The following is a 25761-nucleotide window of genomic DNA, read 5'->3' as shown; positions in this document are numbered from 1 at the left end:
TCATATTTATATAGATTATTTTTTATGTGCTAATATTTTTTATTTATATCTAGATTATCTTTTTCAATTAAATAATCCACAATCTCGCTATCAACAAAATTCAATACATATTTATACCTAATTGCATAGTATTTATCACTCCAGCCAAGTTGATTTTTTACGTCACTCTCATCTGCCCCAAGTCTTAAACTTATTGCTGCAAATGAATGTCTAAAGTCTCTTGCTGAATATTGAGAAAGTCCTGCTAAATCTAATGCTTTTTTTACTATCAATCTGACATTTCTATCTGTTATAGAATTGCTTTTTTGAGTTGTAAAAATAAAATCATCATTAGGTATTATTACTTCTGGAAGTCCAGAATAGTTTCTGTAGTCTTCTAAAAGCCTAAAAAAGTATGGATGTAACTTTACTACTCTCTCTTTTCTTCCCTTTCCTAGTCTAACATACGAGTTATCGTTTTCATCTACCATAAGGTCTTTCCACTTTAAGCTAACTAATTCATTTAATAAACACCCAGTAGTAACTAGACAGACTATTATCACTCTATCTCTTATATTCAGTTTTGGCAAAATACCTATAAGCTTATTTATTTCCTGTATGCTTAAAACATCATCCTTTGTCTTTATTCTAGTTACTGTTGGTTTTTCTACATGTCTAAATGGATTTATATCTATATATCCTTCTTTTTTTAAGAAGTTGTAAAAACTATGTAAATAACTATATATCTTTTCACAAGTTGATTTTGCATATTTGGTTTGTATATAGTCCACAAAATTTTTACAATCTTCTTTTGTTACATAAATTAATTCCTTTCCTTTTAGAAACTCTTTAAATAACATAACCTTTGATAAATAATCGTGTTTTGTATTTGGGTTTAATTTTGTAGAAAAAACATTAAAAGTTTCATACTCATAATCATCCAATATTTTCGTACTATACATAATAACTCCTTTCCTTTTCATAAAATAAAATAGTTATACTTTTACTATACCATATATTTCCCTCTCATATATACCCCTTATTCAATAGACAAGTTTCAAGTTTATGATTTTAAATTATGAAGGTTTTATGAAAATATCAATCTTCCATTGTGCACTACACAGTACTATGGTATTATAAGTTAGTAAAAGATGGCATATTTTATTAATCTTTGAATAAAATATGCTACTATAAATTTGTATTGGAGGTATTTAAATTTGGAAACATTTAGTTTGCTTGAAGTTTTTAAAGCAGTCATTTTGGGAATAGTTCAAGGAATTACAGAATGGCTACCAGTAAGTAGTACAGGGCATATGATATTAGTTGATGAATTTATAAAATTGAATTTTTCATCTACATTTATAAATACATTTTTAGTTGTAATTCAATTTGGTTCAATATTGGCTGTACTTGTTATATTTTTTAGGAAGTTAAATCCTTTTGATAGTGCAAAAAATACTAAACAAAAAAAAGAAACAGTTCGCTTATGGCTTAAGGTTATAATTGCAGTTATACCATCTGGAGTTATTGGTATACTGTTTGAGGATGATATAGACAGATTATTCTTCAATTCAACAGTAGTTGCAATTGCTCTTATTGTATATGGTATAATAATGATAGGACTTGAAAATAGAAATAAAAGACCAAAATATAAAGATTTTTCTCAAGTTACATATAAACTAGCTCTTTGTATAGGTTTATTCCAATGTCTAGCTCTTATTCCAGGTACATCTAGATCTGGTTCAACTATAATCGGTGCAGTATTACTTGGTACTTCTAGATACGTAGCAGCAGAATTTTCATTCTTCTTAGCTATTCCTACAATGCTTGGAGCTAGTGCATTAAAACTTTTAAAAGCTGGGTTTGGATTTACTGGATTTGAATGGCTTATTTTAGGTGTTGGCTCTGTAGTAGCTTTTATAGTTTCAATCGTAGTTATTAAGTTTTTTATGGATTATATCAAAAAACACGATTTCAAAGTCTTTGGCTATTATAGAATAATTTTGGGTATAGTTGTTCTTGGTTATTTCTTTTTATTCTAGAGTATTTTAATTTAATGACAAATGATAAGGAGAAAAATTATGAGTGTTAAAAAGGAAATATTTGATTGGATTAAGTCAATAGCCATGGCTATTGTACTTGCATTTGTAATATTACAATTTATAAGACCTTCTATTGTTAGTGGAGAATCAATGTATCCTACTTTAGATGATAAAGACTATCTAATTTTAAATAGAATATCATATAAAGTTGGTAAACCTGAAAAAGGTGATATTGTAGTTTTTAAAACTAATTTAGTTGATGGAGATACTGGAAAGAAAAAAGATTTAATAAAGAGAGTTATAGCTACTGAAGGTGACAGTATAAAAATATCAAATTCTAAAGTATATGTAAATGGCAAATTACTAACCGAACCATATATACATAATAATTATACTTCTGGAGATATAGACACAGTTGTTCCAGAAGGAAAGTTATTTGCAATGGGTGATAACAGAGAAAATAGTAATGATAGTAGATTCCCAGATGTAGGTATGGTTGATGAAGACGAAATTCTTGGTAAGGTCATGGTAAGGTTATTACCTTTTGATAATATTGGAAAAGTAAGTTAAAAAAATAAGAGACTGAGTTGGTAATATTTATTCTACACAATTCAGTCTCTTTTAATTTTTTGAATTCAAAATATGTTTTATTCCCTATCTTCTTTTGATTCTGTAATAATTCTTATTATATCACTTGCATCTTCATTAAAGGTTGTTACTATACTTAGATAGTCAGTGGCCCTGCTCATAGCCAAATAAACCTTATTTAAATCACCTACAAAGTCATTTACTTGATAATCTTGCTCTGTATCATTTATTGTTTGATTATACAACATTTCTAACTCACATATTATTATCGCTTTATATTCTAAATTCTTTATTGTATATATATTTGCTATTGTCGTTCCTATCTTCTTACTTATGTTTGTTAAGTTATCTTCTGCGCATATATAAGGAATTTGTGCTTCTTCTAATGCCTTTTTTAACATGTATTGAAAATAAATAGTTTTTCCACTTTTTAATTTCTTCTTATTATAAGGATATACAATAGCAACTTCAGAATAATCAAGACCTTTTTTGCTTATTAAATATTCGATTTCCCATATTACAGAACTTATTTGGTCATCTAAATCACTTACTTTTATTATATCAACCGACTTATTACCACCTCTAAGTGCTTTTGTATTAAAAAAAGTATTAAACTTTGTATTAGGTCTTAATTCATTAATATAAGCGTTAGAATTATTGGAAAAATTATTTGTAAAATCAACAATTTCTTTAGCTTGCCTATAATTTTTATTTAATATTATTTTATCATCAAACTCTATATTGCTGTATAGTTTCCTAAATATATTTAGTCTATTAAAGATATTTAAAGAGTTACAAGAATACACATTAAATATGAATTTTGTTTTATATAAAAACTCTCTTATAAAATCTATTTCATAATCTAAAAAACTTTCTGCTTCATCAATAAAAATAGCCTTAAACATATTTTTATTCTTTATAATGTTTTGTGCTTGCTTTACAAGATTATTAAATGTTTTTTCATAATCATTTTTTAACATATTATAGTCAATAATTAGATTATATTTTTTAGCTAATTTAAATATAAAGGAACTAAATGTATGAACTTCTAAATTGTTATTGTCTTTATATAATAATTCTATTCTTTCTCGAAGTTCATTACATAGTTGTTTTGTATGTGTAAATATTAGTAACTTATGATGTGGATATACTTTTGCCAGTTTTATAGCTCTAGAAAGCATATTTGCCGTTTTTCCTATACCAGAACCGCCTTCAATAAGTGTATTTCCATATTTAATAGAAATAGCATCTTTAATTTGAATTTCTTCCATCATAGTTGCTGTATACTTATAGTCATCATTATAGAAGGAAATTTTTTTAAATTTTTCGTTTAGGTGAAGTGTGTCATTTATTATATAGTATTCTGAACATATATCTAATAAAAATAAATTTAAATTTATTTCATCATTTTTTTCCTTAAGATATTCATCCAGTGAAGCACTAGCCATTATATCTTGAAGCTTATTTTTATCTATTATATTATTATTCACAAATTCTTCAAACTCATAAGCTTCGTCTACTTCAACATATGGCATAATGTAAACATAGTTATAGCTTATATTTCTATTCTTTTGTCCCATTTTTAGTTTCAAAAGCTCATATTCCTCATGCATAACTTCAAGTAACTCTTCTTCCAAAATAAAATATATGTCTTCTGTTGTATCCATAAATTTTATAAATAAAATTTTTCCATCTTTTACATACAACAAGTCAGTATTTATTCCTTTAAAAGGAGTAACTTTTGGCACTACTTTAACGTCCTTATTGATATTTTCGTAAAATACTTTCTCGAATTCTTTCAATTTCAGGGCGTCTAACTGAGAGTTTATATTTATGTATTGGCTCACTTATATTACCTCCTTCTGTTATAACTAATTATACCATTTTAAACTATATTTTTATATATACTTTTTATAGGCAAATTTCGTAAACAAATTCAAAATAAGTACAAATAAATACAAAACTATTAAAGAAAAATTGCAATAAGTATAGATATATATAAATATAAAATTCTTTATGATAAGCACTGACAAAATAAACTTCAGAATTATTTTTTTAAATAATAAATAAAATCTACTCTAAAAAGGTAAAATTTCTTTAACTATTGACTTATATTACTTAATTATATAAAAATTAACGAACAAAAAATTTTAAAACCTGCTAAAAAATAATCCATTCATATTAGCAGGTTTTATTTAAATTATCTTCCTAAAAAAACATTAAAGTTTGATATATCTGTGTAAACTGCATAAAAAACAGGGTAACGATTTTGGTATAGTTCATTTAAAAACTTACCTTGCATTCTCACAGGGAAATAGTGACCATCTATATGACGGAAGTTAAAAATCACTTCAAAAGTTTCTCTCTTAGGTATTGCTTTATTCAGTGTATCAAGTACAACCTGTAAATCCTCTGGTGATATAGGTGAAAGTACATCAAAATCTTTGGATGAAACATTTCTAGCTGAATAACCAGTAAACTCAAGCATTTTTTGATTAAAGTAAAGTAGTTTCAAATTTTCCATACAAGCAAATTTTGCAATACCATCAGTAGACATCTCCAACAATAACTTTACATCTCTAGTGTCTATATTAAATGCTATACCATCAATAGAATCATCCCCAAAAATATGGAAAGAATTTTTTCCATGACCCTTTGTATAGTAAAGTGCTTGGTCTGCTTTTTCATAGAGTTCAGAATACTTACAGCCATGCTCAGGATATATTGCCACACCAATGCTACATGAAATAGAAAATTCTTCATGTTCAGCAAAACGTTTCTGGTTAATCTTAGAACAAAAACGCTCTAATTTATCCATAATTACATAATTACTGCTATTGAAATCTTTTATCAACACAACAAATTCATCTCCACCAATACGCCCAACAATATCATCTTCACGAAATTGAGACTTTAATTCTAATGCAAATTCACTTATAATAAAATCTCCAAATGCATGACCATATCTATCATTTACATTTTTGAAATCATCAATATCAAAAATCAGAAAAATATGTTCTGAATTTTGATTTTTATCACTTTTTAAAAATGTACTAATAAAGTCCTCTGTTACTCCCTTATTATAAAGACCAGTAAGAGAATCACGTTGTGAACGCTCAAGAAGCAACAATTCTCTATTTTTTTCTTCATCTATATTTTCACGATAAGAAATCATGCGAACAGATTCATCTGATGTCCAAAAGAAAATTCTGGCAGTAATCCTCATCCAATGATAATTTTCTTCATCTCTTTTAATTAAAAAGTCATAACTTATGTTATTGATTCCACTATTATAACACTTAAGAACATTTTCAGGTAAAAATGTATCTAAATAACCTTGTGCATACTCTTCTTTAATTTGCCCTTTAGCAATTATATAGAGTGCTTCATCATATGGTGTGCTAAGACTTAAGCCAAACTCTTTAAAATATCGATTTGCATCTTCACAACCAGCTTTGTTATTAGTAACATCAATCTCAAAAATATTTTCATAGAGATCTTCAGTAGATTTACTCAATAACTTTTGATATTCTAATTTCTGAGAAGAGCTGAGATTAATTATTTGTTGCTTGTATTTCTTAAGCACACGTGTAATTGTAAAAAGTACAAACATTATAATTAAAATTATAATTGCAATCCCTTTTAAAAACTGTATTTGAAGTTGTCTACTCATTGTAGTCAAATCATTTTCCAAAACAAGATGCCATTTTAAACTTGGGATATACTGATATACAACATAACTTTTTAATTTTTCTGATGAATTCCAAAAACTATTCTGTTCTTTTTTATTGCTCAAGATTAAATCTTTTGAAGCAGATAAATTACTACTTTCGTCTTCAAATAAATTAACATGTTCATAGCCTGTTTCCTCAGATGATAATTGAACAAATCCTTTATCATCAATTAGACGTGCTACAACATCAAACTTTTCATCATATTCTTTAAGTAACATTTGTAATGAGTCAACTTTTAATCCAACCCCAATAATTCCCATAGTTGATCCATTATCATCTTTTATCTTACAATTTACAAATACAGTAATACTATTATTACTTGCCTCATCATTATCAACATTTAATGAATATTCTTCATCCTGTTTTAAAAAATCATAATACCACTGATTCTCTGAGTTGTCAGCACTAAGTGTCCTATCAAGTCCATTAAAATGATAATAATTATTTGTCTTGGTTGAAACTAAAAAAACAGAATCATAGGAATATTTATTTCTGTATGTATTTAAGTAATCCTGTAATTTATAAACAAAGTTCCTATCATTTATATATTCTTTCTCACTAGTTAAAAAATTTTTTAATAGACTATCATTGGCCATGGTAAGTGATACATTTATAGGTTGTGAAAGAAGTTTATCTATCTGATAATAAATACCTTCAGCAGCCAATGTAGATACGTGTTCAATATCATTTTTAAAAATATTAGTATTAGATTGGTACCCAATCACAGATGTAGCTATAAAACCAATAGTAATAATAACGCAAACAATAACATTTGTATGTAAAAGTGTATTTTTTTTCATCATGTATCCTCTCTTTCATCATCACTTTGGCTCATTGTATTCTCAACTTTTTAGTGCTTACAATATAATTAATTTTAATCAGCAAACTATCTCAAAAACTTAATTTTATTTCAAATATTAAATTTCATAAATCAACATTAATGCATAGATATTACATGTAAAAACATATAAATTGCTCATCTAAATCATTTTTAATAATATAAATCTATTATATAATTTTTATTTATTATTATATATTTTTAATATTCCTATAATATATTAATATAATCGATAATGCACATCCAAAGCACATCAACAAAACAAAAAACTTAAGAACTTCTGCTGTATAAAAACATATTATCTATCTTTAACAATTATAATTAAAAGTTTTTTGATACAGCATACCTGTAGTTAATTCTGCCCAACTGTAATTTGTCATGTATTCTCCAGCATATGTGTTAATTGCCATCATATCCCACCTTAACATATTATAATAATCACAATCAAATTTTGTAATATCTACTGCAAGGCTATTCCATTTTTTAATAACTATATATTCAATTTTTGCATCCTTTATGGTTTTCATCAGATGTGATATAACAGTTTGCGTTTGATTTTGCAAAGAACGATTGTATTCTTTGTCTTCCCAAAGTACTGCTGCAATTTCAGCAATAGTCACACTTGCTCCTTTCCTATCTACTAAATAAGCTAGTAATTCTTTTGATTTTGCTCTAGTAAAAGTTAATGGCTTTTCATCTACAAATACCTCAAAGTTACCAAATGTATGAATAAATATATGGCTCTTATGGTTCAAAACAACAGGAGAACGTAAATTTTCTATTTCTTTCTGAATTCCTTCTATTGTAACAGGCTTTAGAAGATATCCACTGGCATGCATTGAAAATGCATCTAACGCATATTCTGAATAACCAGTTACAAAAATAATATTTATGTTTGGTAAAATTTCTTTTGCTAGACATGCAAACTCTAGTCCATTCATACCGTACATCTCAATGTCAAGAAATGCAATATCTACAAAATTTCTTTTTAAATACTCTAGCGCCAACTTAGGTTCATCAAAAAGAGTAACTTTTTCAATACCAGAAATATATGTTAATTTTTCATTCAAATTTTTAAGAGCAATTTGCTCATCATCTACGACAATTATATTCATAATTTTACCCCTTTCTAATAGGAATGATTATTGTTGCTATTGTACCTTTTCCTATACCACTTTCTATATTTAGAATTCCATTACATTGTGTCTCTAATCGTCTTTTTACATTTTGAATACCAACATGGCTTTTTCCATCATTAACTCTTTCAAAGGGTTGGAAACCTACTCCATCATCTTTTATAACAATATAAATGTTATTTTCATCCTTGAATGTTGATACTATAATTGTTCCCCCTTCTTTTTGTTTTGTAACACCATGTCGTATCGCATTTTCAACAATTGGTTGTATAGTGAGAACAGGAATAAAAAAATCAGTAATTGTAAGCTCATAATGTATTTTTATACGCTCTCCAAAGCGTAATAACTCTATGTACAAATAATTTTTTAAATGAGCTAATTCTTTTTCAAATGGAATTAGCTTTTTTTGTGTAAGAGAATCCATATTTCCACGAAGATAAGAAGAAAATTTTTCTACTGCATGAACTGCCATGTTAGAATCATGTTTACACAAATATTGGATAGTGTTAAGTGCATTATATAAAAAATGAGGCTGTATTTGACTAAGCATTATAGAAATACGATTTTCCATCAATTCTCCCTCTAATCTCTGTTGAAACTTTTCCTTTCTCTTGATAGATAGCATCATATGCCCAATCTGTAATACAATAGTGGTTAGAAAACCTGTACAAAAAAATGGTAGACTTCTAATGTATATAGTATAATAATTTGCTATTTCTGCAATACCACCTATAGTTGCTGGTAGATAAGCAAACAAAGCAATCTTAGCATCAGATTCTCTGTATATAATAATTTCAATAACCAAGAACCCCATACCAAGTAATACAATTAGAATACAGATGCTATTTTGTAAAATCAGAAACTCATGCAAATCATAAATATGAAGTATTTGGAGAATAACACAAAGTAGTATGATAGTCATAATTAAATACACACATAAATTTATAACGTTCAATCTCCACTCAGTTAAGTAAGTAGACAAATAAAGTATACAAAAAGTTGGAAGTAAAAACTGCGACAGTAATTCCAAAATACTGACAAGAGTTGGAGATTGGATAATAAGAGTAAGTATATTAAAATCTGCTAAACACCAAATTCCTCCAAATATAGCAAAACATGATAACAAAAAAATCTGACGTGTTAGCTCACTTTTCAAAAAAAACAAAATGATACTTGCAATTAGACCAAATAAGCCAAAAGATATTGTTAACATAGTAAATATAAGACCAATCCTGTTTTCGTGGAGTATACTAACAATTAAATCGCCCTTGGAGCCAATCTGCATTTCATCAAAAAAACATACTAATTGTAATGCTCGCCCACTAGGGTACACTCGTTGTATATTTATCTCAACTAAATCGTCAACCGATATTCCATCAGATTTAAAACCTGTCCAAAGATGACCTGTAGACTTTGTTAGTGCATTTTCTCTACCTTCTTGTATGGAAAATACCTCTTTATTAGATACACGAATATCAACTTTTAGATGGCTGATATGTAGCAAAAGTGTCTCTCCAGCTGGAATATTTCTGCTAAAATGTCCACGCAAATAAATAGACTCTTTTCTTATATCATTCAATGAGTCAACATTGATAAACGGCTGAAGATTTTCAGAATTAGATGTTCTAAATTCTCCAATAAATGAAACTGGAATAAGATTGCTTCGAGGATTTGAATGTTTATCTGATTTAAAAGCACAAACAAACAACAGTATTACTGATAAAGTTAGTAATACTGGTAAATAATACATATACCATCTAGATGTTTTCTTTTCCACAATAGTTTCCTCCATAAAATATATGTATATCTTTTATATATTTGAATATATAAAAAAATTATATAACCTAAAAATATTTATTTAGATATAATAGATTATTTTATCACTTCATTATATCAAACAAACTTAAATAATTATACAAACAATGTGTATATAAGGATTAATTTTATTAATTCTTTATAATTAATATTTATCAGCCTTATAATTATTTCAAATTATATCATTTTATACCTTGAAAATTAAAAAGCCACAGGATAAATTATTAAATCCTGTGGCAAATCTAAATTTTTAAAAATATTTTTATTATCATTTAGATATTTATATTTTATTTTGCATATTCTATAGCTCTTGTTTCTCTTATTATACTTACTTTTATTTGTCCAGGATATTCAAGTTCATCCTCTATTTTCTTAGTCATATCTCTAGCTAATAAGTGTATTTCTTCATCATTTATAGCTTCTGGTTTTACCATTATTCTAATTTCTCTACCAGCTTGTATAGCAAATGATTTTTCTACACCTTCGTATGAATTAGCTATTTCTTCTAGTTTTTCAAGTCTCTTAATATAAGCTTCTAAAGTCTCTCTTCTAGCACCAGGTCTAGCAGCTGATATTGCATCTGCTGCTGTAACTAATACAGCTTCTACTGTTTGAGGTTCATAATCTCCATGATGTGTACTCATAGCATGTATAACTTCTTTAGATTCCTTATAACGTCTAAGTAAATCCATACCTATTTCAACATGTGTACCTTCCATTTCATGGTCTACAGCCTTACCTATATCATGTAACAAACCAGCTCTCTTAGCTAATCTAATATCTGCACCTATCTCAGCAGCCATTATACCAGCTATATGAGCAACTTCTATAGAATGTTTAAGAACATTTTGTCCATAACTAGTTCTATAATTAAGTCTACCTAATAATCTTATTAATTCTGGATGAATTCCATGTACACTAGTTTCAAATGCAGCTTGTTCACCATATTCTTTTATAATATTGTCAACTTCTTTTCTCGCTTTTTCAACCATTTCTTCAATTCTAGCTGGATGTATTCTTCCATCTGCTATTAACTTCTCTAGAGCAATTCTTGCAATTTCTCTTCTTATTGGATCAAATCCTGATAAAATTACTGCTTCTGGAGTGTCATCTATTATAAGGTCTATCCCTGTTAAAGTTTCTAGAGTCCTTATATTTCTACCTTCTCTACCTATTATTCTACCCTTCATTTCATCATTAGGTAAGCTTACTACTGTAACAGTAGTTTCAGCTACGTGATCTGCTGCACATTTTTGAATTGCATATCCTATAATTTCTCTTGATTTCTTATCAGCTTCTTCTTTAGCTTGACCTTCTATCTCTTTTATCATTATAGACATTTCACGTCTTACATCTCTCTCAGCATTTGTTAAAATAATTTCTTTAGCCTTATCAGATGTAATTCCTGATATGCTTTCTAATTTTTCCAATTGTTGAGTTTTTATTACTTCAACTTCTTCTTCTTTCTTTTCAACTGTCTTTAATTTTTCACTTAAATTTACTTCTTTAGATTCTAAATTTTGTAATTTTCTATCTAAGACTTCTTCTTTTTGTACTACTCTTTTTTCATACTTTTGTACTTCTGTTCTTCTTTCTTTGTTTTCTCTTTCAGCTTCTGTTCTCCATTTATGGATCTCTTCTTTAGCTTCTAATAACTTTTCTTTCTGTACTGTTTCTGAGTCGTGGTGTGCTTTATCTATTATTTCTTTGGCCAAGTTTTCAGCTTGTCCAATTTTTGCTTCAGATATATTTTTTCTAACAAAATATCCAGCTATAATACCAACAGCTGCACCTATTACAATCATTACTACACTATCTATGACATCCACCTCCTTCGTTAATAATCCCAAAATGTCATCACTATGATTAAAAAATATTCCTAATAATTAAAATTAAATTTAGATATTTTATCCTCACTTAATTTTATAATTTTTTCAACATTGTGTCAAGCTAATAGGGAGCGTGGTATGTCCTTATTTAATAGTTATTTTTTTATATTTTCACTTATTTTTCAACAACTTCTTCTGATACCAAAGTACCGGCTTCTTCACTAACCTCATTTAAATTGTAAAATGTTCTAACTTTTTCATCTATTTCATTAGTTAAATCCATATTATCCTCTAGGAATTTTTTTACATTTTCTCTTCCTTGTCCAAGTTTAGTGTCATTGTAACTATACCATGAGCCTGATTTTTTAACTATATCTATGTCAGCAGCTATATCTAAAAGATCTCCAATTTTTGATATACCTTCTCCATACATTATATCAAATTCAGATTGTTTAAATGGTGGTGCTACTTTGTTTTTAACAACCTTAACTCTTGTTCTGCTTCCTATAACCTTGTCACCTTGTTTTATTGTGTCTATTTTTCTAACATCCAATCTAACAGATGAATAGAACTTTAATGCACGTCCTCCAGTAGTCGTTTCTGGATTTCCAAACATTATTCCTACTTTCTCTCTTAATTGGTTTATAAATATAGCAACACAATTTGATTTTTTAATCGAACCAGTTAATTTTCTAAGTGCTTGAGACATAAGTCTAGCTTGTAAACCTACATGAGAATCACCCATATCTCCGTCTATTTCTGCTTTTGGAACCAATGCTGCAACTGAATCTATTACTATTATATCAATTGCACCACTTCTTATTAATGCCTCTGCTATTTCTAAGGCTTGCTCTCCTGTATCTGGTTGAGATATGATTAGATTATCAACATCCACACCCAATGCTTTTGCATATACTGGGTCAAGCGCATGTTCAGCATCTATAAATGCAGCTATTCCTCCATTTTTTTGAGCTGATGCTACACAACTAAGTGCAACAGTCGTCTTACCAGAAGATTCAGGACCATATATTTCAACTATTCTCCCTCTAGGTAGACCTCCTATACCAATAGCTATATCTAAACCAATTGCTCCTGTTGATATAACATCTATAGACATAGACGTTGCTTCTCCCAATTTCATTACTGAACCTTTACCAAAATCTTTTTCAATTTTACCTAAAGCTTCATTCAACGCTTTTAATTTTTCTTGATCTACACTCATCTCTATACCATCCCTTCATTTATCTACAAACATTTGTTCTCTTGTTATATATTAATTATATAACATAAATCAAACCTAGTCAATTTAAAAACGCTCCTAATGATTATATTTTTATTTGCTACATTTTATTTATAAACCATTATCAATAATTATATACACAAAAGAAAATATTCCTAAAAAAGAAAAGAGGTATACTATTATAGTATACCCTTTTTTACATTTTTAAAATTTTAAGTTGCTATTTTTTATTTATTAATCAATCAATTTATGATTATTAAATGATAATATTCTATTTAGAAGACATGAAAAGTTCTTTATTTTTATATAGGTATTCCCATCCAGAATATAAAGTAAGCAGTGTTGCTATAAGTATAAGAATTCCACCTATATTTAGTATTAATTCATTTTCAAACTGAGCCCCTAACAATAAAATTACTACTGATATCATTTGAGTTATCGTTTTAAGCTTTCCACTGCCACCAGCTGCTATTACTTTTCCATCAGCAGCTGCTATAGCCCTCAATATGCTAACTGTAAGTTCTCTAGCTACTATTATAATTACCATCCAACTACTTACAAGACCATCTTCTATCATACATGTAAGTGCTGAGATTACTAATAACTTATCTGCTAATGGGTCCATAAACTTCCCAAAATCAGTAACTAAGTTATACTTTCTAGCTATCTTTCCATCTAGTGCATCAGTAATTGAAGCTACTATAAAAATAATACAAGCTAATAAAAACTTGTTCGGTACATTAAATAACATTATTAAAACAAATACTGGAATTAAAAATATTCTAAACAAAGTTAATTTGTTAGGCAAGTTCATATACAACATCTCCCATTAAATCGTATTCCATTGCATCATTTATTTGAACACTTACGAATTCTCCTACTTCAAGATTATCTACACTTTTTACATATACTATACTATCAATTTCTTCTGCATCACCCTGTGTTCTTCCTGTATATACATTATCTTCTATTTGCTCTTCTATAAGGACTTCATATGTTTTTCCTATTTTTTTATCATTAAGTTCTTCAGATATTTTTTGTTGAATCATCATTAAAGTATCTCTTCTTTGTATTTTTACTTCTTCATCTATATGATTTGGTAATTTATCTGCTGGTGTATCTTCTTCTCTTGAATATGCAAATGCACCTAGCCTATCAAATTTAACTTCTTTGACAAAATCTACAAGCTGTTTAAAATCTTCTTCTGTTTCACCAGGAAAACCTACTATTATCGTAGTTCTAAGTATAGCATCTGGTATATTCTTTCTTATAAGTTTAATTTTATTTAATATATCCTCTTTACTAGTTTTTCTATTCATTAACTTTAAAATACTGTTACTTGCATGTTGTATTGGCATATCAAAATAGCTACATATATTATCATGTTCTTTTATAACTTTAATCAGTTCTTCTGTTATTGATTCTGGATATGAGTACATGACTCTTATCCATTTAAACCCATTTATCTTTGCAAGCTCTTCTAAAAGTTCTGGTAATCTTTCTTTACCATATAAATCAAAACCATACTTTGTAGTATCTTGAGCTATAACTACGAGTTCTTTTACTCCAGATTCAGCCAATTTATTCGCTTCTTTAATTATATCTTCAAATTTTCTACTTCTATATTTACCTCTAAGCTTAGGTATTATACAATAAGTACAATTATTGGAACATCCCTCTCCAATTTTTAAGTATGCCATATAGCTAGGTGTAGATAGATATCTTGGTAGGTCCTCATTAAATACAAACTCTATATCATCAAGGCTTACAATTTGATGTTTCTCACTCAAATCTTTAAGTATGTCATCTATATTTTGGTAGCTTCCTGTACCAACTATTGCATCTATTTCTGGAATTTCAGTTTTTAATTCCTCAGAGTATCTTTGAGCTAGACATCCTGTTACTATCAATAACTTTAGATTACCAGTCTGTTTTAATTCTGCAAATTCTATTATCGTATCAATTGATTCCTGCTTAGCTGACTCTATAAACCCACAAGTATTTACTATAATTACATCAGCTTCTTCAAAATCTCCTATTAATTTATAACCCTTTTTATTTAAAATTCCCATCATTATTTCTGCATCCACCAAATTTTTTGAGCATCCTAATGATTCTAATGCTATCTTTAACATTTTTTCTCTCCTTCCAATATGCTCTCATATAAGCCTATAACATCTTCTAGGGCTTTTTGTGTGTCATCAAAATTTACAATTTTATTGTACTTATATTTTTCCACTGAATGCATATAAAGTGGGTCGTAATATTCTATAAGATATTTTTTTACAAGCTCTTCATATTTACCTGATTCTAATAAATCAATATATCCATCTACTTCTTTATGACCCAATCTTTTTCTGAATTTATTTATACACTCTTTTAAAACCAATATATTATCTTCACCTTTACCATAAATATAATCTCTACAAAGTCTATTGACTCTATTATCAATATCACATTCCAGTAGTATATGATACCCATCTCGTATCATTGCATCGAAGATTTCATTAGGAACTATGACACTTCCAACTCGCTTACTTTCACTTTCAACAAATATATAATCCTTCTTTGAGAAAAATATACTTTCAAATAAATTAGTTTCAAAGTTCTTTTGAGATGGTGGCTTCTCATCAAATGTTATAAAACCAAAGGTTGAACCACTATTTTTAGCTATACCTTCTAAATCTAATACATCTATTTCTTTTTTCTTCAATAAATGCAATAAATCAGTCTTTCCTGAACCAGTTAATCCATGCACAGATATAAAGTTCTTTGTATTCATTATATTTCTTAAGTAATCCAATACAAAGTTTCTGTAAGCCTTATATCCACCTTCAAGTTGATAAACATTTACACCTAATGATGACAATACATTTACTATACTTCCACTTCTCATTCCGCCTCTTGCACAATATATGACGATATTATCATAATTTGCTGCAAGCTCTGCTGCCTGTAAATATATATCCTTTAGCTTATATGATACATAATCAAATCCTTTTTGTATTGCTTCATGTTTTCCCTGCATCTTATAAATAGTTCCGACTTCATTATGCTCATTGTTTTTAAAAAGAGGCATATTAAAAGCATTTAATATATGGTCTTCTTCATATTCCCCTTCTGTTCTTACATCTACAAAAACTACTTTTTCTAGCTTAAGTGCTTTTTCTATTTCTATAACTGACAATTCTATTCACCTTCTAAATTCTGCAAATCTTGTTTGCTTATTAGTACCTTTCTCGGTTTGCTTCCCTCGCTAGCTCCAATTATACCTCTTTCTTCCATAGAGTCAATAAGTCTAGCCGCTCTATTAAATCCTATTTTAAATCTTCTTTGCAACATAGAAGCAGATGCTTGACCACTATCTACAACAAATTCTATTGCCTCACTTAAAAATTCATCCTCATCACTAGATTTTGATGTGTTAACTTTAGATATAGTTTCAATTATATCTTCCTCATACTTTATTCCATCCTTAACTTGGTCTTTTACAAAATCAATTACTCTTTCTGACTCACTTTCTGATATAAATGCACCTTGAAGTCTAACTGGTTTTGCCGCTCCAAGTGGGTAAAATAGCATATCACCTTTACCTAAAAGTTTCTCTGCTCCACCCATATCAAGTATTGTTCTTGAATCAGTTTGAGATGACACTGCAAATGCTATTCTAGATGGTATATTAGCTTTTATAACACCCGTTATGACATCAACAGATGGTCTTTGTGTAGCTACAATCAAGTGCATTCCAGCAGCTCTGGCCATCTGAGCTAGTCTACAAATATAATCCTCTACATCATTTGCGCTTGCCATCATTAAATCTGCTAACTCATCTATTATTATTACTATTTTAGGTAATTTTTCCTCTGATTTTTCATTATAACTTGTTACATCTTTTACTTGAGCATCTGCAAATAATTTATATCTTCTATTCATTTCTGTCACTGCCCAGTTTAAAGCATTAGCAGCTTTTTTAGGGTCTGTAACTACAGGTATCAGAAGATGTGGTATTCCATTATAATTTGCAAGTTCAACTACCTTTGGGTCTATTAAAAGTAATTTTACTTCATCAGGGTTTGCCTTATATAATATACTACTTATCAAAGTGTTTACACAGACACTCTTTCCTGAACCTGTAGAACCAGCTATAAGTAAATGTGGCATCTTACCTATATCTCCAATTATAATTTTACCTGCTACATCTTTTCCAAGTCCCATTGCAAGAGGTGAATCAAAATTATTAAACTCTTCACTTTCTAGAACTTCTCTTACTCCAACCATTTGAGCTTCCTCATTTGGAACCTCTATTCCAATTGCACTTTTCCCAGGGATTGGTGCTTCAATTCTTATACTTTTAGCTGCTAAACTCAAAGCTATATCATCAGTTAAGTTTACAATTTTACTTACTTTAACCCCTGGACTTGGTTGTATCTCATATCTTGTTATAGTCGGACCAACTGTAACTTGATTAATCTTTGCTTCCACTCCAAAATCTGAAAGTGTCTTTTCTAAAAGAGAGGCATTTTTTAAAACCTTCTTTTTGCCATTTTCATCAGATTTTTTATTTACTTTATTTAAAAGTTCAACACCAGGTTTTTTATAATTTGAATAGTCTTCATTATTTGACTCTGATACAATGCTTATTGGTTGAGTTTTTTCTACATCTAAATTAGATTTGCTTATATCAACTTTCTTTTCTGGTTTAGTCTCTACAACTGAATTTTCATTTGTAGCTTTCTGTAACTCTTTTAAAACATCTAGTTCTGGCATACTTTGAGTTCCTTCTAATATTTCTAAATATTCATCTTCTGCCTTGTTAAAACCAACTATTTTAATAGTTTTATCGTCTACACCATCACCATTTTCTTCTTCTAAATATTCATCTTCTTCATCTTCATTGTCACGACCTTTTGACATTAGCCCTTTAAAAAATCCAGGCTTCTTGTTTACAGTAGTATCATCCACTTCATCAGTTATCATATCTATTGCAGATTTTTTCATATTTGAAATTTTATCTTTAAAAGTTAAATTACTGTCTTTTGATGCTTTAGATTTTGACTTTGCATTTGATACCAAGTCTTTTATAGAAATATTAAATATAAACATTATAGAAAGTATAAGAGCAAATATACTTATTAGCCATCCACCTGCTATACCAAATATTTTACTCATATAATACGCAATGGTTGTTGCTATTAAACCACTACCTTGTCCACTTACACCCAATTTCATAACATCATCAAACATATTACCTTTTAGTGGGCTATCTACAGGAAGAGTTCCTGCATTTAACAATCCATAAAATACAAAAATAAATAAAATAATTATGTAGTATAATTTAGTCTTTCTCAGTCTATATATATATTCATTTCCATCAAAAAATCCTAGAAGTCCTGTTATAATTACTATAAATGGTATTGCTATGGAAAGTCCTCCAAATAATCCTTTAAAGAGATTTTGCATTATCACAGGTATCCATCCCATAGAATTAGAATTTAAACTATATAATAAAAATACACCTATAAATATGGTTATCAAATTATGATATTCTGCATTAAAGCTTAAGGTATTTACCTTCTTTTTTTTCTTCTTTTTCGTGGCCATTAATATCACTCCTTATTTTTAGCAAGTTTTACCCCTTCATAGCAAAAAGTGCTAATGCCTTAACACTAACACTCCTACTTTATTACATCATTATATCATAAATTTTATTATTTAAACAAATTTTAATCATTATTTTTTTCTTCCTCTGACTCTTTTATAAGCTCTTTTAATTTTTTAATAGCATCTTTTAATCCACCAACTTCATCTATAAGCCCATAATCTACAGCTTCTTTTCCTATTAGAACACTACCCACATCACTTATAAGCTCATCTTTCTCATGCATAAGTTTATCAAGTATATCTCTTTCGATATTAGATGTTCTTATGATAAATTGAATTATTCTCTCTTGCATCTTTTTAAAATACTCGAAAGTTTCATTTATACCTATTACAAGTCCAGTTGTTCTTACAGGATGTATAATCATTGTTGCAGTTGGAGCTATAAATGAGTAATCACCAGCAGTAGCAAGAGGAACACCTATACTATGACTTCCCCCTAATACAAGAGTAACTACTTTTTTGGATGTACTATTTAAAAGTTCTGCAATAGCTAGACCTGCCTCAATATCTCCTCCAACAGTATTTAAAACAACTAGTACTCCTTTAACATCATTACTTTCTTCAATTGAATAAAGCATTGGAATTATATGTTCATACTTCGTAGCTTTTTTCTGAGGATTTCCTATAAAATGACCTTCAATTTCTCCAATTATAGTTATACATTGGGTATCTTTAGGAGGCTGAGGAGGCATCTCACTAGTGCCAAATTGTTTTATACATTCTCTTTCCTCACAGCTAGAATCTCTTCTACAATTATCTTTATCAAATGTTTCATTATCATCTTTATAATCTTTCATAAAAAAACTCCTATCAAAGTATATTTAACTTAGTTTTACCAAATAAATCAAATATATTAAGATATAAGCAAAATTATTAAATTTTGAATAAAAGTAATTGCATTACGATTCTTATTTTACATAAAATTGTTGGTGTATTGCATGTACTGCTGTATGCATATCTTCTTCACTAACTAAACAAGATATAGTCATATTTGAATCTGATGTTTGTAAAAGAGATACTCCTGCTTTTGATAACCCTCTAACTACTTTTGACATGATACCAGACATTTCATCAGCTATTCTTGAACATATCAATGTTACTTTAGCACAATCTCTATTTACTTCATAATCTAATTCAAATTTATCTAGTATTTCTTTTAATTCTTTTATATCAGCATCTTCAATAACAAAGGCTTTTTCTGATATAAAGAAATTTATCATATCTATATTTATAAGTTTCTTTTCTATTTCATTTAATACTTCTGTAAACACTTCTTCTGCTGATTTAATCTTAACTTGAGCAACACTATCTTTATTTGCAACAGCAACTTTAAGGTCTTTTTCTTGTTCATATTCTATATTTTGTTCTAAATGCTTACATAAAGAACCTATTTTTGTACCTTCAAAAGTTGGATTCATTGTATTTTTTATTGCTAGAGTTATATTTCCACTTTTAGCCAACTGTACTGCTCTTGGATGTATTACCTTAGCTCCTTTATCTGCCATTTGAAATACTTCTTCATAATCTATAAAACTCAATACTTTAGCATTTGGTTCTACTCTAGGGTCTGCAGTCATTATACCATCTACATCAGTGTAAATTTCAACTGTCTCACATTCTAAAGATTTACCAATAGCAACTGCTGATGTATCACTTCCACCTCTTCCAAGAGTCGTTACTTCACCATCATCTGTTACACCTTGAAATCCAGCTATAACAACAACTTTACCATCATCTAATGCTCTTTTTACCTTTTTAGGGTTTATATATTTTATTTTTGCATTAGAATACTCATCACTTGTAATTATACCTGCTTGTTGACCAGTAAAGAAAACAGATTCTATACCTTTTGCATTTAATAAATTAGCAAGAACTGTCCCTGATATTATTTCACCACAAGACATTATTAAATCAAGTTCTCTTTTATTTGGTTCGTCATTTACTGAATTACATAGATTTATAAGTGTATCTGTGGCATATGGAGCGCCCTTTCTACCCATTGCTGAAACTACTAATACTAATTGTAACTCTTCATCATTATCTCTGTATGCTTTTACTATTTTACATACTTCATTCATTTTTTCATATGATTCTACTGATGTCCCACCAAACTTTTGCACTAAAATACTCATTTTTTCCTCCTAAATATATCCCTCATATTCTATAATTATCATATCATTGCCTATTTTTTTTACATTTCTCCATGGAACTTCTAAAAATGACTTATCTTTTCTTCTGGCAAAAAAGCCTTTTTCTTTTGGAATTAAAAGCGCCAATATCCCGCCTGTAGTTTCATCTAGTATAAGGTCACACTCTCCAATAACTCCTAATCTTTCTCCTGTGACTAAGTTAACTATTTCCTTACCTGCTATTTCAGATAAATTCATATTTTATACCTCCAGAGATTTACTTTTTAAGATATTAATCCAAGTGCAGAATATCTTCTACATCTCTTCCCACTATACATGTACCAATATTTTCTATATTGAATACCTTATCAACAACTTTTTTTACTGAATTAATATCAACATTATTTATACATTCAAGTATTTCATCTGTAGTTTTTACTTTTTTACTCAATAACATAGATTTACCAGTAGACATCATTCTACTGCTAGTACTTTCTAAATCCAATATATAATTACCTTTTAGTTGCTCCTTACTTTCAAATATTTCTTTTTCTGTAAGATAATTTTTTCTTATATTTTCAATTTCTTCTTTTATTAAATTATAAACATCTTGTAAATTTTCTGTACTCATACTTGCAAATATACCCAATTCACCACATTTTCTGTATAGTGTTTGTGATGAATATATTGAATATACTAACCCTTTTTCCTCCCTTATCTTCTGAAAAAGTCTTGAGCTTATACTTCCACCAAAAATATTGTTTACCACTGCCATTGAATAAACTTCATCATCATTTTCAAATGGAATACCTTTTAAACACATAGCCAAATTTACCTGTTCAGTATCTTTATTTTTTGATATAAAACAAGGATTAAACGTAGCCTCAGTTATGTCTATATTTAAATTTTTCTTTTTCCAGTTTCCAAATTTAGATTTAAGTTTATCTACCATATCATCAAAGTCAAAGTTTCCAACTATAGAAATGACTGCATTATTTGGAATATAATATTTGTTTAAGTACTCTAACATAGATTCCTTAGTTATATTGTATAGAGAATCTTTTGTCCCAATTATATTCATCCCTAAACCATCATTAGCATATATATTTTCGACTAATAAATCATAAGATAAATCGTCTGGAGAATCTTCATACATCTTAAGTTCCTCCAGTATTATAAGTCTTTCCTTATCTATATCATTTTTATCAAATCTAGAATTTAGTATCATATCACTTAATACATCTATTCCTGTATCTATATGCTCATCTATTAATTTTACATAATAACATGTACATTCTTTACTTGTAAATGCATTGATTTGCCCACCTAAATTGTCAATTGTGCTAGCAATCTCTTTTGAGGTTCTATTTTTGGTTCCTTTAAACATCATATGTTCTATAAAATGAGAAGTTCCACTTACCTCTTCTTCTTCTATTCTAGACCCTGCATTTATCCAAATACCTAATGTTATTGACTTTAGATATGGTATTTCTTCACCAATTATTGTAAGCCCATTTTCCAGTATTTTTGTCTTATACATTACATTCTCCTAAAAATTTATTCTTTATTTTACATTGGATTATTGAAAACACTATGTTCTAATTCTATTTATTTTTATATGTATTACATTATAAGTCAGTCTTTTAATTAATTCAACTACAACTTATACAATCTTAATCAAATTTTTATACTTTGTCTACTTAAATACATCACTAAGTTTACCTGGTTTTAATCCTTTTTCTCTTACAATTGCTATAATATCATCAATACATTTTGTCGTTGCATCAGTTGGATGCATTAAGATTATACTACTATCTTTAATATCTTTTTTCTTCATTCTATCTATAATTACTTCTGGTTGATCTTTATATTTCCAGTCTATAGTATCAGCATCCCATTTAATTGAAGTATATCCTAATTCTTTAGCTGCCTTCACTGTTTCTGCTCCAAAAGAACCTGCTGGAGCTTGAAAAAACTTAGTCTTTTCATTTATAATTTCTTCAATTATCTTTTTAGAGGTTTCTATTTGTTTATAGTTATCTTCATATGATAGTGTCGAATAATCTAAGTGTTTGTATCCATGATTTCCTATTTCATGTCCTTGTTTCTTTATCTTCAATAGTTCATCTTTGTTTTTTTCTGCCCACTTCCCAGTTACATTAAAAGTAATTTTTACATTCTCTTTTTTGAGAGTTTCCAAAATAGATTCTATGTACTCTGTTTCCCATCCAAGGTCTACGTTGCATGTTAATGCAACGTAGCCACTTTTATCTTTTGTGCCTCTCTCATATGGTAAATCTACTCCATTAAATAAGTTGAAAACGGGCTTATTGTTAAACAATTTTAATACCATTACCCCTCCTGACAATCCTAATAATATCACTAAAATTAGTATTATAATTTTTTTGAGCTTACTCTTATTAAGTACCATCATTATCATTAAAACTCCCCCTAATTATGTACAAATTGTTTCTTATTTAATACTATTAAAGGAAAACTCTATTTATGCACTAAATATAACATAAACCTTTCTCTGTATATCAATAAAAAATTATCTTAAAAATCTCTTAACTAAACCTCTATTATTAAAAAAATTTTAAATTAGCTATTTATTTTTCCTATTATTTTAGAATTTCCTATAGTACTTCCTTCCATTACCTTTAATATAAGAGGACATAATACATTTTATATAAAAAGCCTCTGTTAGCAAAAGTAACATAGGCTTTTAATTTCATATTCAAAAGTTTAATTTCATACTTGAAAATTTATTATAATAACTAGAACATGTTTATGTAATTGTGCTTTTAAAATCTACAAATCAGCTTTAGTTTGTTGATTTCTTTAAACTTTTTCTTTCTATAAAAAAGAAAGCCACTAAAAGCTGAACTACTGCAACAATTGAAATACAAATAAATGCAACATCCATTCCAAATACATTTGCTGTAGCATTTGTCATACCTCGTGATGTTACTGTAGCAGTTGTCATTACTGCAACAAAAACTGCTGAGCCAATAGCACCAGCTATTGTACGCAATGAAGTAAGTAATGCTGTTCCGTGAGCAATATTTTTTTCACCAAGCACACTCATTCCCCAGGTAACAATAGGCATCATAATTAATCCAATAGCTATCAGACGTATAATATAAAAAGCAGAGATATACAATACTGAAGTATCTTCTCCTACAAAAGATACACCAAGACAACTTATTGCCAAGAATATACTTCCACATACAACTAGCTTTCGTATTCCAAACCTATCATAAAATCTACCTGCAAAAGGACTTATAAGTGCCATTACAAGAGAACCTGGCATCATAATGAGACCACACTTAGTTGCTGAAAATCCTCTTACTGTCTGGATATATATTGGAATTAAAGTGGAACCTGCCATCATTACAACATATAAAAGCATACTTATAATTACAGCAAGTCTATAACTTTTATTTTTAAGAATACGAAGTTCTAGAAATGGCTCTTTTGAGTGAATCTGACGTAAAGAAAATACTATAATTGATACTATCCCTACAAATAATGGTAAAGCAATATTTATACTAAAAAACTCAGTTGTCCCAATATTCCCAAGCCCAAGTAAAAGACCACTAAATCCTACTGCACATAAAATCATAGAAAACGTATCAAATGATTGTTTTTTTGTCTCTATTACATTTTGTAACACTCTAGATGCTATAATAATATCAATAATACTTATAACTAAAGAAAACCAAAAAATAGCTTGCCAATTAAAAATATCAATGACAATTCCTGCTAGAGTTGGAGCAAATATTGGAGCAGCACCAGCAGCCAAACCATATATACCCATTATAGAACCCATTTGCTCTGCAGGATAAATTGTTAAAATTATTACTTGTGTCATGGATAGCAACACTCCATTCCCCATTGCTTGCAATATACGCCCAAACAAAAGGGGTGTAAATGAAGATGCACTAGCAGAAAGCAACAATCCTACAGCAAAAAGACTCATAGCACTAATGAAAAGTGGTTTTGTTGGAAATCTCCTAATCAAAAATGCAGTGGCAGGAACCATAATTCCCATAGCAAGCGTATATGCACTAGTAAGCCATTGAGCTGTTGTGGCTGATATATTTAAATCCCCCATCATAACTGGCAATGCAGTAGTAAGAGATGTCTGAAGTAATGAGCCAACTATAGATCCAATCAATAGTACAGCAAAAATCATATTTCTAGATTGCTTATTTAAATTCATGTCTTTACCTTCTTTCTGTTTTTATTAGCAACACTTAAGAAATATCTCTATTTTTTATCTTCAAAAAACTTTATAATCTTTTTTTGAATACGTATGTAAGCAATAGCATCTTCTGGACCTAGTGCTTTTAAAAATTCAACTGTATACTCTAAAAATTCTTTTTCATTTATTTTCTGCTGTTGTATTCCCTTAGGCATTAATTGAACTAGTGTCTGTCTACCATTTTGTGGGTCAACACAGCGTTCAATCATTTCCTTTGATTCTAATTGATTAAGAATAGCAGACATTCTAGCAGTACTAACATTCATAGTACTACTTATTTCTTTTGGATTTACTTTTTTATTATTTTTAGATAAATAACCCAATACAAATTTTTCACCACTTTGTATATCTGCAATTTTATCTTTATGTGGTATTTTTACCATCAATGTCTTAACCTTTCCAAGTTCAAGTGCTAATTTCATATAGTCCACATTATCACCTCCTTAATTGCTAATACTATTAGTAATTTACCATATGTTGTAAATAAAATCAATATTAACACG

Annotated in this window: 20 protein-coding genes; 2 read left to right on the top strand and 18 right to left on the bottom strand. The window is 28.7% G+C overall.

All coding sequences use genetic code 11. The features are described 5' to 3' along the window. Positions 1-29: 29 nt before the first annotated feature. Positions 30-941 carry a tyrosine-type recombinase/integrase gene (locus IR151_RS09325; protein ID WP_227434244.1) on the bottom strand — a complete coding sequence of 304 codons (912 nt, stop codon included), beginning with the start codon at positions 939-941 and terminating at the stop codon, positions 30-32. 255 nt (positions 942-1196) lie between these two features. Between IR151_RS09325 and IR151_RS09320 the strand changes: the two genes are divergently transcribed. Together IR151_RS09320 and lepB are read left to right on the top strand one after the other, a co-directional pair. Then, a complete protein-coding gene (locus IR151_RS09320) occupies positions 1197-2021 on the top strand; it encodes an undecaprenyl-diphosphate phosphatase (RefSeq protein ID WP_227434243.1) in 825 nt (274 codons plus the stop codon). A gap of 39 nt (positions 2022-2060) precedes the next feature. After that, a complete protein-coding gene (gene lepB, locus IR151_RS09315; RefSeq protein ID WP_227434242.1) occupies positions 2061-2591 on the top strand; it encodes a signal peptidase I in 531 nt (176 codons plus the stop codon). A 77-nt stretch (positions 2592-2668) separates the two neighbouring features. Here the strand turns inward: lepB and IR151_RS09310 are convergent, their stop codons facing one another. The 17 genes from IR151_RS09310 to IR151_RS09230 form a co-directional block, all read right to left on the bottom strand. Continuing rightward, positions 2669-4456: a UvrD-helicase domain-containing protein gene (locus tag IR151_RS09310; protein WP_227434241.1), complete on the bottom strand. Its 1788-nt coding sequence runs from the start codon at positions 4454-4456 to the stop codon at positions 2669-2671. A 353-nt stretch (positions 4457-4809) separates the two neighbouring features. Continuing rightward, entirely contained in the window at positions 4810-7143 is a 2334-nt protein-coding gene (locus IR151_RS09305) for a diguanylate cyclase (RefSeq protein ID WP_227434240.1), read from the bottom strand. Positions 7144-7489: 346 nt separating this feature from the next. After that, complete coding sequence (locus tag IR151_RS09300; protein WP_227434239.1) at positions 7490-8296, bottom strand: response regulator; 807 nt, start codon at positions 8294-8296, stop codon at positions 7490-7492. Between the two features lie 4 nt (positions 8297-8300). Beyond that, on the bottom strand, positions 8301-10094 hold the full coding sequence (locus tag IR151_RS20450; RefSeq protein WP_227434238.1) for a histidine kinase: 1794 nt from the start codon (positions 10092-10094) through the stop codon (positions 8301-8303). A 325-nt stretch (positions 10095-10419) separates the two neighbouring features. Next, positions 10420-11961, bottom strand: a complete 1542-nt coding sequence (gene rny, locus IR151_RS09290; protein ID WP_227434331.1) for a ribonuclease Y — start codon at positions 11959-11961, stop codon at positions 10420-10422. Positions 11962-12136: 175 nt separating this feature from the next. Continuing rightward, positions 12137-13183: a recombinase RecA gene (gene recA, locus IR151_RS09285; RefSeq protein WP_227434237.1), complete on the bottom strand. Its 1047-nt coding sequence runs from the start codon at positions 13181-13183 to the stop codon at positions 12137-12139. Positions 13184-13472: 289 nt separating this feature from the next. Next, the gene (gene pgsA / locus IR151_RS09280) at positions 13473-14015 is read right to left on the bottom strand and encodes a CDP-diacylglycerol--glycerol-3-phosphate 3-phosphatidyltransferase (RefSeq protein ID WP_227434236.1); all 543 of its coding nucleotides are present in this window, start codon (positions 14013-14015) and stop codon (positions 13473-13475) included. Further along, positions 14002-15336 (bottom strand): 30S ribosomal protein S12 methylthiotransferase RimO, encoded by a 1335-nt coding sequence (gene rimO, locus IR151_RS09275; protein WP_227434235.1) that lies wholly within the window; start codon positions 15334-15336, stop codon positions 14002-14004. Before rimO ends, pgsA begins: the two co-directional genes overlap by 14 nt. Beyond that, a complete protein-coding gene (gene mnmH, locus IR151_RS09270; RefSeq protein WP_227434234.1) occupies positions 15330-16388 on the bottom strand; it encodes a tRNA 2-selenouridine(34) synthase MnmH in 1059 nt (352 codons plus the stop codon). The genes rimO and mnmH overlap by 7 nt, the downstream gene beginning before the upstream one ends. Before the next feature lie 2 nt (positions 16389-16390). Further along, positions 16391-18802, bottom strand: a complete 2412-nt coding sequence (locus tag IR151_RS09265) for an FtsK/SpoIIIE family DNA translocase (protein WP_227434233.1) — start codon at positions 18800-18802, stop codon at positions 16391-16393. Positions 18803-18924: 122 nt separating this feature from the next. Then, positions 18925-19659 (bottom strand): ClpP family protease, encoded by a 735-nt coding sequence (locus IR151_RS09260; protein WP_227434232.1) that lies wholly within the window; start codon positions 19657-19659, stop codon positions 18925-18927. Between the two features lie 111 nt (positions 19660-19770). Then, positions 19771-20994, bottom strand: coding sequence for an aspartate kinase (gene dapG / locus IR151_RS09255; RefSeq protein WP_227434231.1), 1224 nt, complete (start codon positions 20992-20994; stop codon positions 19771-19773). A 9-nt stretch (positions 20995-21003) separates the two neighbouring features. Continuing rightward, a complete protein-coding gene (locus tag IR151_RS09250) occupies positions 21004-21249 on the bottom strand; it encodes a YlmC/YmxH family sporulation protein (RefSeq protein ID WP_003419503.1) in 246 nt (81 codons plus the stop codon). A gap of 34 nt (positions 21250-21283) precedes the next feature. Next, a complete protein-coding gene (locus IR151_RS09245) occupies positions 21284-22531 on the bottom strand; it encodes a M16 family metallopeptidase (protein ID WP_227434230.1) in 1248 nt (415 codons plus the stop codon). Between the two features lie 156 nt (positions 22532-22687). Beyond that, positions 22688-23431 (bottom strand): polysaccharide deacetylase family protein, encoded by a 744-nt coding sequence (locus IR151_RS09240; RefSeq protein WP_227434229.1) that lies wholly within the window; start codon positions 23429-23431, stop codon positions 22688-22690. A 384-nt stretch (positions 23432-23815) separates the two neighbouring features. Then, the gene (locus IR151_RS09235; protein ID WP_227434228.1) at positions 23816-25216 is read right to left on the bottom strand and encodes an MDR family MFS transporter; all 1401 of its coding nucleotides are present in this window, start codon (positions 25214-25216) and stop codon (positions 23816-23818) included. A gap of 47 nt (positions 25217-25263) precedes the next feature. Further along, positions 25264-25680 carry a MarR family transcriptional regulator gene (locus tag IR151_RS09230; protein ID WP_227434330.1) on the bottom strand — a complete coding sequence of 139 codons (417 nt, stop codon included), beginning with the start codon at positions 25678-25680 and terminating at the stop codon, positions 25264-25266. Between the last annotated feature and the right edge of the window lie 81 nt (positions 25681-25761).

Origin of the sequence: Clostridioides sp. ES-S-0006-03 (assembly GCF_020662275.1) — a bacterium.
Lineage (GTDB): Bacteria > Bacillota > Clostridia > Peptostreptococcales > Peptostreptococcaceae > Clostridioides.
The sequence above is the reverse complement of the archived record's forward strand: the minus strand, read 5'-3'. Positions and strand labels throughout refer to the sequence as shown.

What these genes read in the sequence shown, in the direction of transcription:
- IR151_RS09325 (WP_227434244.1), bottom strand. Translation starts at nt 941, where the DNA reads ATGTATAGTACGAAAATATTGGATGATTATGAGTATGAAACTTTTAAT.
- lepB (WP_227434242.1), top strand. Translation starts at nt 2,061, where the DNA reads ATGAGTGTTAAAAAGGAAATATTTGATTGGATTAAGTCAATAGCCATG.
- IR151_RS09305 (WP_227434240.1), bottom strand. Translation starts at nt 7,143, where the DNA reads ATGAAAAAAAATACACTTTTACATACAAATGTTATTGTTTGCGTTATT.
- IR151_RS09300 (WP_227434239.1), bottom strand. Translation starts at nt 8,296, where the DNA reads ATGAATATAATTGTCGTAGATGATGAGCAAATTGCTCTTAAAAATTTG.
- recA (WP_227434237.1), bottom strand. Translation starts at nt 13,183, where the DNA reads ATGAGTGTAGATCAAGAAAAATTAAAAGCGTTGAATGAAGCTTTAGGT.
- pgsA (WP_227434236.1), bottom strand. Translation starts at nt 14,015, where the DNA reads ATGAACTTGCCTAACAAATTAACTTTGTTTAGAATATTTTTAATTCCA.
- rimO (WP_227434235.1), bottom strand. Translation starts at nt 15,336, where the DNA reads ATGTTAAAGATAGCATTAGAATCATTAGGATGCTCAAAAAATTTGGTG.
- IR151_RS09265 (WP_227434233.1), bottom strand. Translation starts at nt 18,802, where the DNA reads ATGGCCACGAAAAAGAAGAAAAAAAAGAAGGTAAATACCTTAAGCTTT.
- IR151_RS09260 (WP_227434232.1), bottom strand. Translation starts at nt 19,659, where the DNA reads ATGAAAGATTATAAAGATGATAATGAAACATTTGATAAAGATAATTGT.
- dapG (WP_227434231.1), bottom strand. Translation starts at nt 20,994, where the DNA reads ATGAGTATTTTAGTGCAAAAGTTTGGTGGGACATCAGTAGAATCATAT.
- IR151_RS09250 (WP_003419503.1), bottom strand. Translation starts at nt 21,249, where the DNA reads ATGAATTTATCTGAAATAGCAGGTAAGGAAATAGTTAACTTAGTCACA.
- IR151_RS09245 (WP_227434230.1), bottom strand. Translation starts at nt 22,531, where the DNA reads ATGTATAAGACAAAAATACTGGAAAATGGGCTTACAATAATTGGTGAA.
- IR151_RS09240 (WP_227434229.1), bottom strand. Translation starts at nt 23,431, where the DNA reads ATGATAATGATGGTACTTAATAAGAGTAAGCTCAAAAAAATTATAATA.
- IR151_RS09235 (WP_227434228.1), bottom strand. Translation starts at nt 25,216, where the DNA reads ATGAATTTAAATAAGCAATCTAGAAATATGATTTTTGCTGTACTATTG.
- IR151_RS09230 (WP_227434330.1), bottom strand. Translation starts at nt 25,680, where the DNA reads ATGAAATTAGCACTTGAACTTGGAAAGGTTAAGACATTGATGGTAAAA.